Source organism: Pseudomonas corrugata (genome assembly GCF_001269905.1).
Lineage (GTDB): Bacteria > Pseudomonadota > Gammaproteobacteria > Pseudomonadales > Pseudomonadaceae > Aquipseudomonas > Aquipseudomonas corrugata.
Genome location: NZ_LHVK01000007.1, coordinates 140,449 through 157,780 on the forward strand (window position 1 = coordinate 140,449; position 17,332 = coordinate 157,780).

The 17,332-nt window shown below is 58.6% G+C and carries 18 protein-coding genes and 1 pseudogene; 15 read left to right on the plus strand and 4 right to left on the minus strand.

The features are described from left to right. The first annotated feature begins 5 nt into the window (after nucleotides 1-5). From rsmG to glmS, 15 genes are all read left to right on the plus strand, one after another. Nucleotides 6-641: a 16S rRNA (guanine(527)-N(7))-methyltransferase RsmG gene (gene rsmG, locus AD665_RS10320; RefSeq protein ID WP_173668675.1), complete on the plus strand. Its 636-nt coding sequence runs from the start codon at nucleotides 6-8 to the stop codon at nucleotides 639-641. 18 nt (nucleotides 642-659) lie between these two features. Next, entirely contained in the window at nucleotides 660-1,457 is a 798-nt protein-coding gene (locus AD665_RS10325; protein ID WP_024777783.1) for a ParA family protein, read from the plus strand. Nucleotides 1,458-1,466: 9 nt separating this feature from the next. Beyond that, the gene (locus AD665_RS10330; protein ID WP_024777784.1) at nucleotides 1,467-2,339 is read left to right on the plus strand and encodes a ParB/RepB/Spo0J family partition protein; all 873 of its coding nucleotides are present in this window, start codon (nucleotides 1,467-1,469) and stop codon (nucleotides 2,337-2,339) included. Nucleotides 2,340-2,487: 148 nt separating this feature from the next. After that, complete coding sequence (locus AD665_RS10335) at nucleotides 2,488-2,895, plus strand: F0F1 ATP synthase subunit I (RefSeq protein ID WP_024777785.1); 408 nt, start codon at nucleotides 2,488-2,490, stop codon at nucleotides 2,893-2,895. 16 nt (nucleotides 2,896-2,911) lie between these two features. Beyond that, nucleotides 2,912-3,781: a F0F1 ATP synthase subunit A gene (gene atpB, locus AD665_RS10340; protein ID WP_024777786.1), complete on the plus strand. Its 870-nt coding sequence runs from the start codon at nucleotides 2,912-2,914 to the stop codon at nucleotides 3,779-3,781. A 134-nt stretch (nucleotides 3,782-3,915) separates the two neighbouring features. Then, nucleotides 3,916-4,173, plus strand: a complete 258-nt coding sequence (gene atpE, locus AD665_RS10345; protein ID WP_003097235.1) for a F0F1 ATP synthase subunit C — start codon at nucleotides 3,916-3,918, stop codon at nucleotides 4,171-4,173. A gap of 58 nt (nucleotides 4,174-4,231) precedes the next feature. Next, a complete protein-coding gene (locus AD665_RS10350; protein ID WP_024777787.1) occupies nucleotides 4,232-4,702 on the plus strand; it encodes a F0F1 ATP synthase subunit B in 471 nt (156 codons plus the stop codon). Nucleotides 4,703-4,714: 12 nt separating this feature from the next. After that, on the plus strand, nucleotides 4,715-5,251 hold the full coding sequence (locus tag AD665_RS10355; protein WP_003187192.1) for a F0F1 ATP synthase subunit delta: 537 nt from the start codon (nucleotides 4,715-4,717) through the stop codon (nucleotides 5,249-5,251). Between the two features lie 21 nt (nucleotides 5,252-5,272). Next, the gene (gene atpA, locus AD665_RS10360; protein ID WP_024777788.1) at nucleotides 5,273-6,817 is read left to right on the plus strand and encodes a F0F1 ATP synthase subunit alpha; all 1,545 of its coding nucleotides are present in this window, start codon (nucleotides 5,273-5,275) and stop codon (nucleotides 6,815-6,817) included. Between the two features lie 50 nt (nucleotides 6,818-6,867). Beyond that, complete coding sequence (atpG, locus tag AD665_RS10365; protein ID WP_003187188.1) at nucleotides 6,868-7,728, plus strand: F0F1 ATP synthase subunit gamma; 861 nt, start codon at nucleotides 6,868-6,870, stop codon at nucleotides 7,726-7,728. 27 nt (nucleotides 7,729-7,755) lie between these two features. After that, nucleotides 7,756-9,132 (plus strand): F0F1 ATP synthase subunit beta, encoded by a 1,377-nt coding sequence (gene atpD, locus AD665_RS10370; RefSeq protein WP_024777789.1) that lies wholly within the window; start codon nucleotides 7,756-7,758, stop codon nucleotides 9,130-9,132. A 45-nt stretch (nucleotides 9,133-9,177) separates the two neighbouring features. Continuing rightward, nucleotides 9,178-9,603 (plus strand): F0F1 ATP synthase subunit epsilon, encoded by a 426-nt coding sequence (locus tag AD665_RS10375; protein WP_024777790.1) that lies wholly within the window; start codon nucleotides 9,178-9,180, stop codon nucleotides 9,601-9,603. A 114-nt stretch (nucleotides 9,604-9,717) separates the two neighbouring features. Beyond that, nucleotides 9,718-11,085 (plus strand): bifunctional UDP-N-acetylglucosamine diphosphorylase/glucosamine-1-phosphate N-acetyltransferase GlmU, encoded by a 1,368-nt coding sequence (gene glmU, locus AD665_RS10380; protein ID WP_024777791.1) that lies wholly within the window; start codon nucleotides 9,718-9,720, stop codon nucleotides 11,083-11,085. Nucleotides 11,086-11,293: 208 nt separating this feature from the next. Further along, on the plus strand, nucleotides 11,294-12,070 hold the full coding sequence (locus tag AD665_RS10385) for a DeoR/GlpR family DNA-binding transcription regulator (protein ID WP_024777792.1): 777 nt from the start codon (nucleotides 11,294-11,296) through the stop codon (nucleotides 12,068-12,070). 1 nt (nucleotide 12,071) lies between these two features. Next, on the plus strand, nucleotides 12,072-13,904 hold the full coding sequence (gene glmS / locus AD665_RS10390) for a glutamine--fructose-6-phosphate transaminase (isomerizing) (RefSeq protein ID WP_024777793.1): 1,833 nt from the start codon (nucleotides 12,072-12,074) through the stop codon (nucleotides 13,902-13,904). A gap of 32 nt (nucleotides 13,905-13,936) precedes the next feature. Here the strand turns inward: glmS and AD665_RS28145 are convergent, their stop codons facing one another. The 4 genes and pseudogenes from AD665_RS28145 to AD665_RS10405 all read right to left on the minus strand — a co-directional run bounded on the left by AD665_RS28145 (nucleotide 13,937) and on the right by AD665_RS10405 (nucleotide 17,253). Continuing rightward, complete coding sequence (locus AD665_RS28145) at nucleotides 13,937-14,821, minus strand: methyl-accepting chemotaxis protein (protein ID WP_392396981.1); 885 nt, start codon at nucleotides 14,819-14,821, stop codon at nucleotides 13,937-13,939. Continuing rightward, nucleotides 14,795-15,826: pseudogene (locus AD665_RS28150) on the minus strand (PDC sensor domain-containing protein); the annotation flags it as partial. The gene AD665_RS28145 and the pseudogene AD665_RS28150, both read right to left, overlap by 27 nt. A gap of 172 nt (nucleotides 15,827-15,998) precedes the next feature. Next, nucleotides 15,999-16,706 carry an NUDIX hydrolase gene (locus tag AD665_RS10400; protein WP_053191990.1) on the minus strand — a complete coding sequence of 236 codons (708 nt, stop codon included), beginning with the start codon at nucleotides 16,704-16,706 and terminating at the stop codon, nucleotides 15,999-16,001. 1 nt (nucleotide 16,707) lies between these two features. Beyond that, complete coding sequence (locus AD665_RS10405; protein WP_053191992.1) at nucleotides 16,708-17,253, minus strand: adenylyltransferase/cytidyltransferase family protein; 546 nt, start codon at nucleotides 17,251-17,253, stop codon at nucleotides 16,708-16,710. Nucleotides 17,254-17,332 lie beyond the last annotated feature (79 nt).

A 17,332-nucleotide genomic window follows, 5' to 3' on the forward strand; every position in this document is an offset into this window, starting at 1 on the left:
GTTCGATGGTCACCTCGCAACACGCCGAAGAATTATCCACAGGTGCCAAGCAGCTCGGGGTCAGCCTGAGCGAAAGCCAGCACGCGCAACTGCTGGGTTATCTGGCGTTGTTGATCAAATGGAACAAGGCCTACAACCTGACTGCCGTACGCGATCCGGACGAAATGGTGTCGAGGCACTTGCTCGACAGCCTCAGCGTGATGTCTTTCATCGAAAACGGTCGCTGGCTCGATGTGGGCAGCGGCGGTGGCATGCCCGGCATCCCGCTGGCGATCCTGTTTCCGGACTCGCAAGTGACCTGCCTGGACAGCAACGGCAAGAAAACCCGCTTTCTGACCCAAGTCAAACTCGAGCTCAAGCTGGATAACCTGCAAGTTATCCACAGCCGGGTCGAAGCGTTCCAACCTGCACAGCCGTTCAACGGGATCATCTCCCGGGCCTTCAGCAGCATGGAGAATTTCAGCAACTGGACGCGCCACCTGGGCGACGTCGAAACACGCTGGCTGGCAATGAAGGGCGTCCATCCGGCCGATGAGCTGGTAGCATTGCCATCGGATTTCCACCTCGATAGCGAACACGCCCTGGCCGTACCCGGTTGCCAAGGCCAACGCCATCTGCTGATACTGCGCCGCACGGCATGATTGGGAACACAAGCAAGAATGGCTAAGGTATTCGCGATAGCGAACCAGAAGGGTGGTGTGGGCAAGACCACCACCTGCATCAACCTCGCAGCATCCCTGGTCGCGACCAAGCGCCGGGTGCTGTTGATCGACCTTGATCCACAGGGCAACGCCACCATGGGTAGCGGTGTGGATAAACATGGCCTGGAAAACTCCATCTACGACGTCCTGATCGGTGAATGCGATCTGGGCCAGGCCATGCATTTCTCCGAACACGGCGGTTATCAACTGCTGCCGGCCAACCGTGACCTGACGGCAGCCGAAGTGGTGCTGCTGGAAATGCAGATGAAGGAAAGCCGTCTGCGCAGCGCACTGGCGCCGATCCGGGAGAACTACGATTACATCCTGATCGACTGTCCGCCGTCGCTGTCGATGCTGACCCTCAACGCCCTGGTGGCCGCCGATGGGGTCATTATCCCCATGCAGTGCGAGTACTTTGCCCTGGAAGGGTTGAGCGACCTTGTGGATAACATCAAACGCATCTCCGAACTGCTGAATCCGGACCTGAAAGTCGAAGGCCTGTTGCGGACCATGTACGACCCGCGCCTGAGCCTGATGAACGACGTATCGGTCCAGCTCAAGGAGCACTTTGGCGAGCAGCTCTATGACACGGTCATTCCGCGTAACATCCGGTTGGCCGAAGCACCGAGTTACGGCATGCCTGCCCTGGCCTACGACAAACAATCCCGTGGTGCACTGGCTTACCTGGCCCTGGCGGGCGAGATGGTTCGCCGTCAGCGCCGCAACCCACGCACCGCTGCTGCCCAGCCAACTTAAGGAAACCCCATGGCCGTCAAGAAACGTGGTCTCGGACGTGGACTGGATGCGCTGCTCAGCGGTCCCACGGTCAGCGCACTGGAAGAACAGGCCGTACAGGCCGACCAGCGTGAGCTGCAACACTTGCCTCTGGACCTGATCCAGCGCGGCAAATACCAGCCACGCCGGGACATGGATCCGCAGGCGCTGGAAGAACTGGCCCAGTCGATCAAGGCCCAGGGCGTGATGCAGCCGATTGTGGTTCGTTCGATCGGCAATGGGCGCTTCGAGATCATTGCCGGCGAACGCCGCTGGCGCGCCAGTCAGCAGGCCGGGCAGGAAACCATTCCGGCGATGGTGCGCGACGTATCGGATGAAACCGCCATCGCCATGGCGCTGATCGAGAACATCCAGCGTGAAGACCTCAACCCGATCGAGGAAGCGGTCGCCCTGCAGCGTTTGCAACAGGAATTCCAGCTGACTCAACAACAGGTCGCCGAAGCGGTGGGCAAGTCCCGGGTGACCGTGGCCAACCTGTTGCGCCTGATCGCGTTGCCAGAAGTCATCAAGACCATGCTGTCCCACGGCGACCTGGAGATGGGTCATGCTCGGGCCTTGCTCGGTTTGCCGGAAAATCAACAGGTTGAAGGGGCGCGACATGTTGTCGCACGAGGCCTGACCGTGCGCCAAACCGAGGCACTGGTTCGTCAATGGCTGAGCGGTAAACCAACCCCTGTCGAAGCACCGAAACCGGACCCGGATATCGCCCGCCTGGAACAGCGCCTGGCCGAGCGGCTGGGCTCTACGGTGCAGATTCGCCATGGCAAGAAGGGCAAGGGGCAGTTGGTGATTGGCTACAACTCCCTTGATGAGCTACAGGGCGTCCTTGCGCACATTCGCTGAAACAATTGCTCTTGTAGCGTGCAGTCGGAAATCACTACCCGGCAGTTGAATAGGGGCAGAACCGCCCCTATACTCTGCGCGCATTTTGTCGGCACAAATTATGCCAAGTTATTGATTTCAGGCAGCCGACCATTGGAGAGCAAAAGCGATGGAAACCCGCACGCCAAACCGCCTGCCATTCCATCGTCTGGCTGTTTTCCCGGTGTTGATGACCCAGTTGGTCGTTGTACTGATCGCCTCATTGGCGCTCTGGCAATGGAAAGGAGTCGTCGCCGGATACTCGGGCCTTTGCGGAGGTCTGATAGCCTCGCTCCCCAATATTTACTTCGCTCACAGGGCATTTCGGTTTTCCGGCGCCCGAGCAGCCCAAGCTATCGTCCGGTCTTTTTATGCCGGCGAGGCGGGGAAACTGATTTTGACGGCAGTGCTGTTTGCACTGACGTTCGCAGGTGTGAAGCCGTTGGCACCACTGGCTGTATTCGGTGTCTTCCTGTTGGCCCAAATGGTCAACTGGTTCGCTCCCCTGCTAATGAGAACAAGACTTTCGAGACCTTAGGGCGTTTGAGGCAACCATGGCAGAGACAACCGCTTCGGGCTATATCCAGCACCACTTGCAGAACCTGACCTTCGGTCAGCTACCCAACGGCGGCTGGGGCTTTGCCCACTCCGCAGCAGAAGCCAAGGAAATGGGTTTCTGGGCTTTCCACGTCGATACCCTCGGCTGGTCGGTCGCGCTGGGTCTGATCTTCGTTTTCCTTTTCCGCATGGCAGCCAAGAAGGCGACTTCGGGCCAGCCAGGTGCCTTGCAGAACTTCGTTGAAGTTCTGGTCGAGTTCGTCGACGGCAGCGTGAAGGACAGCTTCCATGGTCGTAGCCCGGTGATCGCGCCGCTGGCACTGACCATTTTCGTCTGGGTGTTCCTGATGAACGCCGTCGACCTGGTACCGGTCGACTGGATTCCTCAATTGGCCATCCTGATCTCCGGTGACCACCACATCCCGTTCCGCGCCGTGTCGACCACCGACCCGAACGCGACCCTGGGCATGGCGTTCTCGGTTTTCGCACTGATCATTTTCTATAGCATCAAGGTCAAGGGCATCGGCGGTTTCATCGGCGAACTGACCCTGCACCCGTTCGGCAGCAAGAACATCCTCGTTCAAGCCCTGTTGATCCCGGTGAACTTCCTGCTGGAATTCGTGACCCTGATCGCCAAGCCTATCTCTCTGGCTCTGCGTCTGTTCGGTAACATGTATGCCGGCGAGCTGGTATTCATCCTGATCGCTGTGATGTTCGGCAGCGGCCTGCTCTGGCTCAGTGGCCTGGGCGTCGTACTGCAGTGGGCGTGGGCTGTATTCCACATCCTGATCATCACCCTGCAGGCGTTCATCTTCATGATGCTGACCATCGTCTACCTGTCGATGGCGCACGAAGAAAACCATTAAGGCCAGTCTCGACTAGTCTGATGTCCTTCCCGGTCAAACGGGAAGGGGCCCGAACAGGCCATGATGAAACGATTTGTTTTACCGCTTTAAATTAAAAAAACCTAAACCATACGACGTAAAAGTCGGGAGGAAAGATGGAAACTGTAGTTGGTCTAACCGCTATCGCTGTTGCACTGTTGATCGGCCTGGGCGCACTGGGTACCGCAATTGGTTTCGGCCTGTTGGGCGGCAAGTTCCTGGAAGGCGCAGCGCGTCAGCCAGAAATGGTTCCAATGCTGCAAGTCAAAATGTTCATCGTTGCCGGTCTGCTCGACGCCGTAACCATGATCGGTGTTGGTATCGCTCTGTTCTTCACCTTTGCGAACCCGTTCGTTGGTCAGATCGCTGGCTAATTACTCGGATGTTTCGAGTAGTTTGGTGTGATGGACAACGTAACTGCGAGGTGTTGGCGTGAACATTAATGCGACCCTGATTGGCCAGTCCGTTGCGTTCCTGATTTTTGTACTGTTCTGCATGAAGTTCGTATGGCCTCCGGTCATTTCGGCACTGCACGAACGTCAAAAGAAGATCGCTGATGGTCTGGACGCTGCCAGCCGAGCAGCTCGCGACCTGGAGTTGGCCCAAGAAAAAGTGGGTCAGCAACTGCGCGAAGCGAAAGCTCAGGCAGCTGAAATCATCGAGCAAGCCAAGAAACGCGGTACCCAGATTGTCGACGAAGCCCGTGAACAGGCCCGTGTCGAAGCTGACCGTGTGAAGGCTCAGGCTCAAGCCGAGATCGAACAGGAACTGAACAGTGTCAAAGACGCGCTGCGTGCCCAAGTGGGTAGCCTGGCCGTTGGCGGTGCTTCGAAGATCCTGGGTGCCACAATCGATCAAAACGCGCACGCAGAGCTGGTTAACCAACTGGCTGCTGAAATCTAAGCGAGGGCGATCATGGCAGAACTGACCACGTTGGCCCGACCTTACGCTAAGGCGGCCTTCGAGCACGCTCAGGCCCACCAGCAACTGGCCAATTGGTCAGCCATGCTCGGCCTGGCAGCAGCGGTGTCGCAAGACGACACCATGCAGCGCGTGCTCAAGGCCCCGCGACTGACGAGCGCAGAAAAGGCCGCCACGTTTATTGACGTGTGCGGCGACAAGTTCGATGCCAAGGCACAGAATTTCATCCATGTCGTTGCTGAAAACGACCGTCTCCCGCTTCTGCCGGAGATCGCCGCCCTGTTTGACCTGTACAAGGCCGAGCAGGAGAAATCGGTAGACGTGGAAGTCACCAGTGCTTTTGCATTGAACCAAGAACAGCAAGACAAACTCGCCAAGGTTCTCAGTGCACGACTCAACCGGGAAGTGCGCCTGCAAGTCGAGGAAGACAAGTCCCTTATAGGGGGCGTTGTAATCCGCGCCGGCGACCTGGTTATCGATGGCTCGATTCGCGGCAAAATCGCGAAACTTGCCGAAGCATTGAAATCTTGAGTTTGAAGGGGCAGCAGAGCAATGCAGCAACTCAATCCTTCCGAAATAAGTGAAATTATCAAGGGCCGCATCGAAAAGCTCGATGTGACCTCCCAAGCCCGTAACGAAGGCACTGTCGTCAGCGTATCTGACGGTATCGTGCGGATTCACGGTCTGGCCGACGTCATGTACGGCGAGATGATCGAGTTTCCGGGCGGCGTCTACGGTATGGCCCTCAACCTGGAGCAAGACTCCGTAGGTGCCGTTGTACTGGGCGCCTACACGACTCTGGCTGAAGGCATGAGCGCCAAGTGCACCGGCCGCATCCTCGAAGTTCCGGTTGGTAAGGAACTGCTGGGTCGCGTAGTCGACGCACTGGGTAACCCTGTTGACGGCAAAGGTCCGCTGAACAACACCGAGACCGACGCGGTCGAGAAAGTTGCTCCAGGCGTGATCTGGCGTAAGTCGGTAGACCAGCCTGTACAGACTGGCTACAAGGCTGTCGATGCCATGATCCCTGTCGGCCGTGGCCAGCGTGAGCTGATCATCGGCGACCGTCAGATCGGTAAGACCGCTCTGGCGATCGACGCGATCATCAACCAGAAAAACAGCGGCATCTTCTGCGTATACGTGGCAATCGGTCAGAAGCAATCGACCATCGCCAACGTGGTTCGCAAGCTGGAAGAGAACGGTGCACTGGCTAACACCATCATCGTTGCTGCCAGTGCTTCCGAATCGGCTGCACTGCAGTTCCTGGCACCGTACTCCGGTTGCACCATGGGCGAATACTTCCGCGACCGCGGTGAAGACGCGCTGATCGTTTATGACGATCTGTCCAAGCAAGCAGTGGCTTACCGCCAGATTTCCCTGCTGCTGCGCCGTCCGCCAGGACGTGAAGCCTACCCGGGCGACGTGTTCTATCTCCACTCCCGTCTGCTGGAGCGCGCATCCCGCGTTTCGGAAGAGTACGTAGAGAAGTTCACCAATGGCGCCGTGACTGGCAAGACCGGTTCCCTGACCGCTCTGCCGATCATCGAAACCCAGGCTGGCGACGTTTCCGCGTTCGTTCCGACCAACGTGATTTCCATCACCGACGGTCAGATCTTCCTGGAATCGGCCATGTTCAACTCGGGCATCCGTCCTGCTGTGAACGCCGGTGTTTCGGTATCCCGTGTAGGTGGTGCCGCTCAGACCAAGATCATCAAGAAGCTGTCCGGTGGTATCCGTACCGCTCTGGCTCAGTACCGTGAACTGGCGGCATTCGCCCAGTTCGCATCTGACCTGGACGAAGCGACCCGTAAGCAACTTGAGCATGGTCAGCGCGTTACCGAGCTGATGAAGCAGAAGCAATACGCACCGATGTCGATCGCTGACATGGCGCTGTCGCTGTATGCCGCTGAGCGTGGGTTCCTGACTGACATTGAAATCGCCAAGATCGGCAGCTTCGAACAAGCGCTGATTGCTTTCTTCAACCGCGATCACGCCGATTTGATGGCCAAGATCAACGTGAAGGGTGACTTCAATGACGAAATCGACGCTGGCCTCAAAGCCGGTATCGAGAAGTTCAAGGCCACCCAAACCTGGTAAGCCGCAGCGGGAGCCGCAAGGCTCCCGCTTGCTAACCTGATAGGTGTTACATGGCAGGCGCAAAAGAGATTCGCAGTAAGATTGCGAGCATCAAAAGCACGCAAAAGATTACCAGCGCCATGGAAAAAGTGGCGGTCAGCAAAATGCGCAAGGCACAAATGCGCATGGCTGCTAGCCGTCCTTATGCGGAGCGCATCCGCCAGGTGATTGGTCATCTGGCCAACGCCAACCCGGAATATCGCCACCCGTTCATGATCGACCGCGCCATCAAGCGCGTCGGTTACGTTGTGGTGAGCAGTGACCGTGGTCTGTGCGGTGGCTTGAACACCAACCTGTTCAAGGCCCTGGTCAAGGACATGGCGGTAAACCGCGAACAAGGCGTCGAGATCGATCTGTGCGTGGTAGGTAGCAAGGGTGCGGCTTTCTTCCGCAACTTCGGCGGTAACGTCGTCGCCGCTATCAGCCACCTGGGTGAAGAGCCGTCGATCAATGACCTGATCGGCAGCGTCAAGGTGATGCTGGATGCTTATCTGGAAGGCCGTATCGACCGCCTGTCCGTGGTATCCAACAAGTTCATCAACACCATGACGCAACAGCCGACCGTGGAGCAGTTGATTCCACTGGTTGCGACCCCGGAACAGGAACTCAAGCATCACTGGGACTACCTCTACGAACCGGATGCCAAGGAGCTGCTTGACGGCTTGATGGTCCGCTACGTGGAGTCGCAGGTGTACCAGGCGGTGGTCGAGAACAACGCAGCTGAACAAGCCGCGCGGATGATCGCGATGAAGAACGCTACCGACAACGCCGGTGATTTGATCAGCGATTTGCAGCTGATCTACAACAAGGCGCGTCAGGCTGCGATCACCCAAGAGATCTCGGAAATCGTCGGCGGCGCTGCCGCGGTTTAACGGTTCAAATATTCAGAGGATCCAGCTATGAGTAGCGGACGTATCGTTCAAATCATCGGCGCCGTTATCGACGTGGAATTCCCACGCGACAACGTACCGAGCATCTACGACGCCTTGAAGGTTCAAGGCGCCGAAACCACTCTCGAAGTTCAGCAGCAGCTGGGCGACGGCGTGGTTCGTACCATTGCGATGGGCTCCACCGAAGGCTTGAAGCGCGGTCTGGACGTCAACAACACTGGCGCAGCCATTTCCGTACCGGTCGGTAAAGCGACCCTGGGCCGGATCATGGACGTACTGGGCAACCCGATCGACGAAGCCGGTCCGATTGACACCGAAGAGCGCTGGGGCATTCACCGTCCTGCGCCAACCTTCGCTGAACAAGCGGGTGGCAACGAGCTGCTGGAAACCGGCATCAAGGTTATCGACCTGGTTTGCCCGTTCGCCAAGGGCGGTAAAGTCGGTCTGTTCGGTGGTGCCGGTGTAGGCAAGACCGTAAACATGATGGAACTGATCCGTAACATCGCCATCGAGCACAGCGGTTATTCCGTGTTCGCCGGTGTGGGTGAGCGTACTCGTGAGGGTAACGACTTCTACCACGAGATGAAGGATTCCAACGTTCTGGACAAAGTGGCACTGGTCTACGGCCAGATGAACGAGCCGCCGGGAAACCGTCTGCGCGTAGCCCTGACCGGCCTGACCATGGCCGAGAAGTTCCGTGACGAAGGTAACGACGTTCTGCTGTTCGTCGACAACATCTACCGTTACACCCTGGCCGGTACCGAAGTATCCGCACTGCTGGGCCGTATGCCTTCGGCAGTAGGTTACCAGCCGACCCTGGCTGAAGAGATGGGCGTGCTGCAAGAGCGCATCACTTCGACCAAGCAAGGCTCGATCACCTCGATCCAGGCGGTATACGTACCAGCGGACGACTTGACCGACCCGTCGCCAGCGACCACCTTCGCCCACTTGGACGCCACCGTCGTTCTGTCCCGTGACATCGCTTCCCTGGGTATCTACCCAGCGGTAGACCCACTGGACTCGACTTCTCGCCAGCTGGACCCGAACGTGATCGGCAACGACCACTACGAAACCGCTCGCGGCGTTCAGTACGTGCTGCAGCGTTACAAAGAACTGAAGGACATCATCGCGATCCTGGGTATGGACGAGCTGTCGGAAGCCGACAAGCAGTTGGTAAACCGTGCTCGTAAGATCCAGCGTTTCTTGTCGCAGCCGTTCTTCGTGGCTGAAGTCTTCACCGGTGCCTCGGGTAAATACGTTTCCCTGAAAGACACCATTGCTGGCTTCAAAGGCATCCTCAACGGTGACTACGACCACCTGCCAGAACAAGCGTTCTACATGGTCGGCGGCATCGAAGAAGCGATCGAGAAAGCCAAGAAACTGTAATCCCGGCGCCCGGAAACGGGCGCTAATTTAGGTTGAGGCAATCAGATGGCTATGACAGTCCATTGCGATATCGTCAGTGCGGAAGGGGAAATTTTCTCCGGTCTGGTCGAGTTTGTGGTTGCGCATGGTGAGCTGGGGGATCTTGGTATCGCCCTGGGGCACGCACCGCTGATCACCAGCTTGAAGCCAGGTCCGATTAGTCTGACCAAGCAGGGCGGGGAAAAAGAGGTGTTCTACATCTCTGGTGGTTTCCTCGAGGTTCAGCCGAACATGGTCAAGGTCCTTGCCGACACCGTGCAACGTGCTGCCGACCTGGACGAAGCCTCCGCTCAGGAAGCCGTCAAGGCTGCCGAGAAGGCCCTGCACGAAAAAGGCGCAGACTTCGACTACGGTTCTGCTGCTGCACGTCTGGCCGAGGCCGCAGCCCAGCTGCGCACCGTCCAGCAGATCCGCAAGAAGTTCGGCGGCTAAGCCGTCTGCTTTCTGTGCGATTGATTAAAAAGGGTAGCCTCGGCTACCCTTTTTTCTTTTCGCGACTCTCATTATCTGGTCGCAGTCATTGACCACCCAGGATTGGTACCAGTCATGTCTCTCGAAATCGTTATCCTCGCGGCCGGCCAAGGCACCCGCATGCGTTCAGCGCTGCCCAAGGTACTGCATCCGATCGCTGGAAACTCCATGCTCGGTCATGTTATCCACAGCGCCCGTCAACTTGATCCACAGCGCATTCACGTGGTGATCGGTCATGGCGCCGATGCCGTGCGGGAACGTCTGGCGGCCGATGACCTGAATTTTGTCCTCCAGGATAAACAACTCGGGACCGGTCACGCGGTGGCCCAGGCTGTACCGTTCATTACCGCTGACACGGTGCTGGTTCTGTACGGTGATGTGCCGCTGATTGAAGTCGACACCTTGCAGCGCCTGCTCAAGCATGTTGGTCCGCAACAACTGGGCCTGTTGACCGTCGAGCTGGATGATCCCACCGGCTACGGTCGCATCGTGCGTAACGCCGACGGTCAGGTCACCGCTATCGTCGAGCAGAAGGACGCCAACGAAGCCCAACGCGCCATTACCGAGGGCAACACCGGAATCCTGGCGCTGCCGGCCGGGCGCCTGGGGGATTGGATGAGTCGCCTGTCGAACAACAATGCCCAAGGCGAATACTACCTGACCGATGTGATTGCCATGGCGGTGGCTGACGGTCTGGTGGTTGCCACCGAGCAGCCACTGGATGCCATGGAAGTGCAGGGCGCCAATGATCGACGGCAACTGGCCGAGCTGGAACGCCACTATCAACTGCGCGCTGCTCGCCGTCTGATGGCCCAGGGCGTGACCCTGCGTGATCCGGCCCGTTTTGATGTTCGAGGTGACGTCCAGGTGGGCCGCGACGTGGTCATCGATATCAATGTCATCCTCGAGGGCAAGGTGGTCATCGAAGACGACGTGGTTATCGGTCCGAACTGTGTGATCAAGGACAGCACCTTGCGCAAAGGCGTGGTGATCAAGGCCAACAGTCACCTTGACGGTGCGGTGATGGGGGAGGGCAGCGATGCCGGTCCGTTTGCCCGTTTGCGTCCAGGATCCGTGCTGGAGGCCCGCGCCCATGTGGGTAACTTTGTCGAGCTGAAGAACGCCCATCTGGGGGAAGGCGCCAAGGCCGGTCACCTGACCTATCTGGGGGACGCTGAAATTGGCGCTCGCACCAACATTGGCGCCGGTACCATCACCTGTAACTACGACGGCGCGAACAAATGGAAGACGGTGCTGGGTGAGGACGTGTTCATCGGCTCCAACAACTCCCTGGTAGCGCCTGTGGATATCTCCAGCGGTGCGACCACGGCGGCCGGTTCGACCATTACCCAAAATGTGGATAACCGCCAGCTGGCTGTGGGTCGTGCGCGCCAGAAGAATATCGACGGGTGGAAGCGTCCGGAAAAAATCAAGAAACCTTAAGTTATCCACAGTTCACCCTGTGGGAGCGAGCCCTGCTCGCGATAGCGTTGTGTCAGTCGATGACTACTTGGCTGATATACCGCTATCGCGAGCAGGGACTTCCACAGGGACTTCCACATTTCTGAATTTTTCTCCCTCTGCCTTGACGATCGCAACGCAATAGGTTTTGATTACTTACGTTATCTTTCGAATCGAAACTTAAACCGCCATGTCCAAGCGCAATACACCCCAACGCCGCCATAACATTCTCGCCTTGCTCCAAGAGCAGGGTGAAGTCAGTGTGGACGAACTGGCCAAGCGCTTCGAAACCTCGGAGGTTACGATTCGCAAGGACCTTGCCGCCCTGGAGACCAATGGCCTGCTGTTACGTCGTTACGGCGGTGCGGTCCCGATGCCGCAAGAGTTGGTGGCTGATAATGCGCAGACCGTCTCCAAGTACAAGCAAGCCATTGCCAGGGCCGCCGTGAAGCGGATTCGCGAACACGCACGAATCATCATCGACAGCGGCAGTACCACCGCCGCCATGATCCCTGAACTCGGCCTGCAGCCGGGGTTGGTGGTCATGACCAACTCGCTGCACGTCGCCAGCGCCCTGAACGAACTGGAACATGAACCGGTGCTGCTGATGACCGGCGGTACCTGGGATCCTCATTCCGAATCCTTCCAGGGCCAGGTGGCCGAACAAGTCCTGCGTTCCTACGATTTCGACCAGCTGTTCATCGGTGCCGACGGCATCGACCTGGTTCGTGGTACCACCACCTTCAACGAGTTGCTGGGGCTGAGCCGTGTCATGGCTGAGGTGGCCCGTGAAGTCATCGTGATGGTGGAGGCCGACAAGATCGGCCGCAAGATCCCCAACCTGGAGCTGCCGTGGAGCAGCGTCCATACCCTCATTACCGATGATCGCTTGCCCGTGGAGGCCCGCGATCAGATTCAGGCGCGTGGCATCCAGGTGATCTGCGCATCTGTCAGCCAGGAGAAATAACATGTGTGGAATTGTCGGCGCCGTTGCTGAACGCAACATCACAGCCATCCTGCTCGAAGGCCTCAAGCGCCTGGAATACCGTGGCTATGACAGCGCGGGTGTGGCGGTGCTCACCAACGACGGTCAACTCGAGCGCATGCGTCGGCCGGGCAAGGTCAGTGAGCTGGAGCAGGCGCTGGAAGCCGAGCCGCTGATCGGCCGCCTGGGCATTGCCCACACCCGTTGGGCCACCCACGGTGCGCCCTGCGAGCGTAATGCCCACCCGCATTTCTCCGGCGACCTGGCAGTGGTGCACAACGGCATCATCGAGAACCACGAAGCCCTGCGCGAAAAGCTCAAGGCCCTGGGTTACGTCTTCACTTCGGACACCGATACTGAAGTCATCGCCCATCTGCTCGATCATAAGCTCAAGGAACTGATGGACCTGACCGTCGCCCTCAAGGCAACCGTCAAGGAACTCCACGGCGCCTATGGCCTGGCAGTGATCAGTGCCAGACAGCCGGATCGTCTGGTGGCGGCCCGCAGTGGCAGCCCGCTGGTGATAGGCCTGGGCCTGGGGGAAAACTTCCTGGCGTCGGACCAGTTGGCGCTACGTCAGGTCACCGACCGTTTCATGTATCTGGAAGAAGGCGATATTGCTGAAATCCGTCGTGACAGCGTGCAGATCTGGGATCTCGATGGCCAAGCGGTAGAGCGCGAGACCGTGCAGTACCGCGACGGTGCCGAAGCCGCCGACAAGGGCGAGTTCCGCCACTTCATGCTCAAGGAAATCCACGAGCAACCCACTGTAGTGCAAAGGACCCTGGAAGGGCGCATGAGCCAGAACCAGGTATTGGTCCAGGCCTTCGGCCCACAGGCAGCCGAATTGTTCGCCAAAGTTCGCAACGTGCAGATCGTCGCCTGCGGCACCAGCTATCACGCCGGCATGGTCGCCCGTTACTGGTTGGAGGAACTGGCCGGTATCCCGTGCCAGGTGGAAGTCGCCAGTGAGTTCCGTTACCGCAAGGTGGTGGTGCAACCGGACACGCTGTTCGTTACCATCTCCCAGTCCGGTGAAACCGCCGATACCCTGGCGGCCCTGCGCAATGCCAAGGCCTTGGGGTTCCTTGCCAGCCTGGCGATCTGCAACGTCGGCATCAGTTCGCTGGTGCGCGAGTCCGACCTGACCCTGCTGACCCAGGCCGGCCGCGAAATCGGCGTGGCGTCGACCAAGGCCTTCACCACCCAGTTGGTCGGTCTGTTGTTGTTGACCCTGGCGTTGGGTCAGGTGCGCGGGACCTTGGCCGAGGGTGTGGAAGCGAAACTGGTGGAAGAACTGCGTCGCCTGCCGGCCCGTCTGGGTGAAGCCCTGGCGATGGACAGCACCGTGGAAAAAATCGCCGAACTGTTCGCCGAGAAGAACCACACCCTGTTCCTGGGCCGTGGTGCGCAATTCCCGGTAGCGATGGAAGGAGCCCTGAAGCTCAAGGAGATTTCCTACATTCACGCCGAAGCCTACCCGGCCGGTGAACTCAAGCACGGCCCGCTGGCCCTGGTGGACAACGACATGCCGGTGGTCACCGTGGCGCCGAACAACGAGTTATTGGAAAAGCTCAAGTCCAACCTCCAGGAAGTGCGCGCCCGCGGCGGCCAACTGATCGTCTTCGCTGACGAAAAGGCCGGCATGACCAATGGCGAAGGGACTCACGTGGTGCACATGCCGCACATCCACGACAGCCTGGCGCCGATCCTCTACACCATTCCGCTGCAGTTACTGTCGTACTACGTGGCTGTGCTCAAGGGTACGGATGTCGATCAGCCGCGGAACCTGGCGAAGTCTGTGACAGTGGAGTGAGGGGCGTCTGCCGAACGGGTCCTGGATCACCTTCAGATCTTGAAGGTGTTGACCATCTGCTGCAGGCGGATCGACTGTTTTTCCAGTTCATTGCACGCCTGCAAAGTGGATTGCAGATTGCCGACGGTTTTCTGGTTCAGGTCATTGATGTGGCTGATATCCCGATCCAGATTGTCCACCACCGAGGTTTGTTCTTCGGTGGCGGTGGCCATGGATAGGTTGATTTCGTCGATCTCGCCAATGCCCTGCAGCACCTGATTCAGCCGTTCACCGGCAAGCCTGGCGGTGCTGACGTTGGTGTCGCTGTGGCGCTGGCTTTCCAGCATGGCGTTGACGGCATTGCCGGCACCGGCTTGCAACTCCTCGATCATATTGTGAATTTCCTGCGCCGATTGTTGAGTTCGGTGGGCGAGGGTGCGCACTTCGTCCGAGACCACCGCAAAGCCACGTCCGGCGTCCCCGGCACGGGCGGCCTCGATGGCGGCGTTGAGGGCCAGCAGGTTGGTCTGGTCGGAAATGCCCTTGATCACGTCGAGGATGCGGCCGATTTTCAAGGTTTTTTCATTCAGGCTTTCGATGTCCTGGCGGGTATTGATCACTTGTGATGAGAGCTGCGTCATGGCGCTGATGCTGCGCTCCACCACCTGCTGGCCTTCTTGGGTCTGGTTCTTGGTATCCGAGGCGCGACTTGAAGCATGTGCGGCGCTACGGGCGATCTCCTGGGCGGCGGCGCCCAGCTCGTTGATGGCTGTGGCGATGTTGTGGGTCAACGCCGCTTGGGTGTCGGAGCTTTTCAGCGACGAGTGCGATGCCTGGCTGACCTGCGCGGCCAATTGAGTAAGTTGGCTACTGGACGTCAGCACTTCGCGTATCGAGTGCTGGATGCGTTCGACGAAGCGGTTGAATCCGCCGGCCATTACGCCGAATTCGTCCTGGGACAGGCTCTGCAGGCGTTGGGTCAGATCGCCCTCGCCATCGGCAATGGATTGCATGGCCAAGCCCATACTGCGTAGAGGCCGCATCAGAACATTGATCAGTAGACCGAGCAAGGCAATGGTAATCAGCACCGCAATCAGCGTTGCGATCAGGGCCGAGGTGCGGAACTCATGGAGCGCGGCATAGGCTTTGTCCTTGTCCACAGACAGGCCGATGGACCAGTGCAACGAGGGCAGACCGTGGATCGGCGTAAATGTGACAATGCGGGTGCTGCCGTTTTCCTGTACTTCATTCAGATTGTCGTTGATACCCGGAGCGCCTTCAGGGAACGCTTGGGCCAGAGTCTTGGTGACCAAGGCGCTGTCCGGATGCACCAGGATCTTGCCGTCGTCACTGACCAGAAAGGCATAGCCGATGCCGTTGAGATCGACAGAGTTGACGATGCTGGCAAGCTTTTCCAGGCTCAGGCTCGCCCCGAATACTCCGGCTGCCTTGCCGTTGATCTTGATCGGCACGGCCTCGGTCATGATCAGATAATCGATGCCTGCTCCAATGTAGGGTTCGGTCAGCACAGGATTGAGGGAGGCGGCCGCGTCCTTGTACCACTGGCGCTGGCGAACATCGTAGCCATCGGGCATCACCCGATCGGGATAAATAAAGAAACGACTGTCCTGGAGCCCGACATAGCTGGCGATAAAGGTCTTGGTGATGATGTCTTGAGAGAGCATTCTGTTGACGGTAGCCGGTGTGGGGTCGGCGGCGATGGTTTCGGCAGCGCCCCCGAGCAGCAGGAGCCGTCCGGCCAGCCAATTGTCGAGGTTGGCGCCGAGCAACTTGCCCGTGGTTTGCAAGCTGCTGTGCAGCGCGTCGCGGGTACTTGCTTGTTGTCGACGGTCATTGAGCAGTGAGAACGACAGGAATACCGCCACCGAGATGACGCAGGCACCGAGAAGGATCTTGTGGCCGAATTTCATACTGATGCCCATGAGCACGCTCGTCAGGTCTTGTTTTTGTGAGTCCCCGCCAGGGTTGGGCGAAGATTTGACGAGTGGACAGGTTTTGTCGAACTAGAAAAGATGATGGGCAATCGTAGGAATTTTTATGGCATCAAGTGACGCGGATGCGCGCTTGCCGAGCGCCCGGATTCCGGGCTGAGCATCACTCCAGAAAACACCGGTCAAAAAGGTAGACGCTGCCCGGTTTGAGGCTTTCCACGGTGCGTTGCGGGCGGCCGCCGTCGCCGCTTTTCTTGCGGCCGGTTTCCTGCAGGTAGCCTGCTTCGGTCATCTTCAGCAGACGCTGGCGCATGCTGGTCTTGAGCACCGGACGCTCGAGTACCAGGGAAAAAATGCCCACGGCTTCCGGCGCGCTGAATTCTGAACCAAGGAACATCAGCGGCAGGCTGCTGTAGAGCGCTTTGGAAAACAGCCGTTCCTGCACGGCAGCCACCAGGCTGTTGTGGTCGAAAGGGAGTTTTATCGTGGCGTCAGCGACGTCCTTTAGCGCAAAGAATCCCTGGTGTTCGGCGAGCGGGGGCGTATCGCTGACAATGGCCAGATAGAACGTCGATGATGACCAGCAGCGTGGATCGCGGAACGCGTCGCCGACGGTGCCGACCTGTTCGATCCAGGCCAGCGGCATGCCCACTTTGTTCGAATTGCGCAGGCGCTCCACGGCGTCGTTCAGCGTGAGATCTTCGACCCCTCCATTCACCACGATCCCTGGCAGCGCCCAATGGCCGGCGAACGGCTCGGCTTCCCGGCGGTTCAGGAGGATTTCAAGGGCCTGGGCTTCCCGGTTGAAGCGCAGCACACACAGGTCGATGGTGTGCAGATAATCGCGCGCAGCGGCTGTGCGGTTCGGCATGTCAGTTTCCGTGGGTAGCGTAAAGGTCATAGTTTACCGGGTCCATGCCGGGTGCCATCCAGTGGTTGGGGAGCAGTTCGCCTAAAGCCAGTCGTTCGCGAACCAGTGTGCTGCGCACATGGATCTTCTCTTCCACACAAAGGATGGAAAAGCGCTCCAGTAATTCCTGGCCGCGGTAGAAGGTCGGTAGCAGATCCGCGACGTCCTGGCCTATCACTAACGCTATCCGCTTGCCATCCAAGGCCAGGCTGTCGGCCAGGTGAGCAAGCAGGGTGTAGCTGTAGATGGCGCCTTCGACGCCACGCGCGACGACCTGCTCGACCCGGCTTGCATGCACTTGCGCGCAGCACAGCGGCTGAATGTGCTCGACGATCGACTCCAGCCATTTCAGGCGAATTTCATAGCCAACCATTCGCTTGCCGTAGGGATGCCTGAAGCTTGGGGCGACCAGCACGCGCCTGGCCTGGAATGACGCCTGGATCATCACCTGGGCGTGACCGGCATGAGGGGGATTGAAGGCGCCGCCATAAAGGGCCAGTTCGAACATGGCTTATTCTCTTTAGGTACACGACATGTACCGTATCATCAAAAGCGTGTTCGGTGAAATTTATCTGAGCCATGTCTAT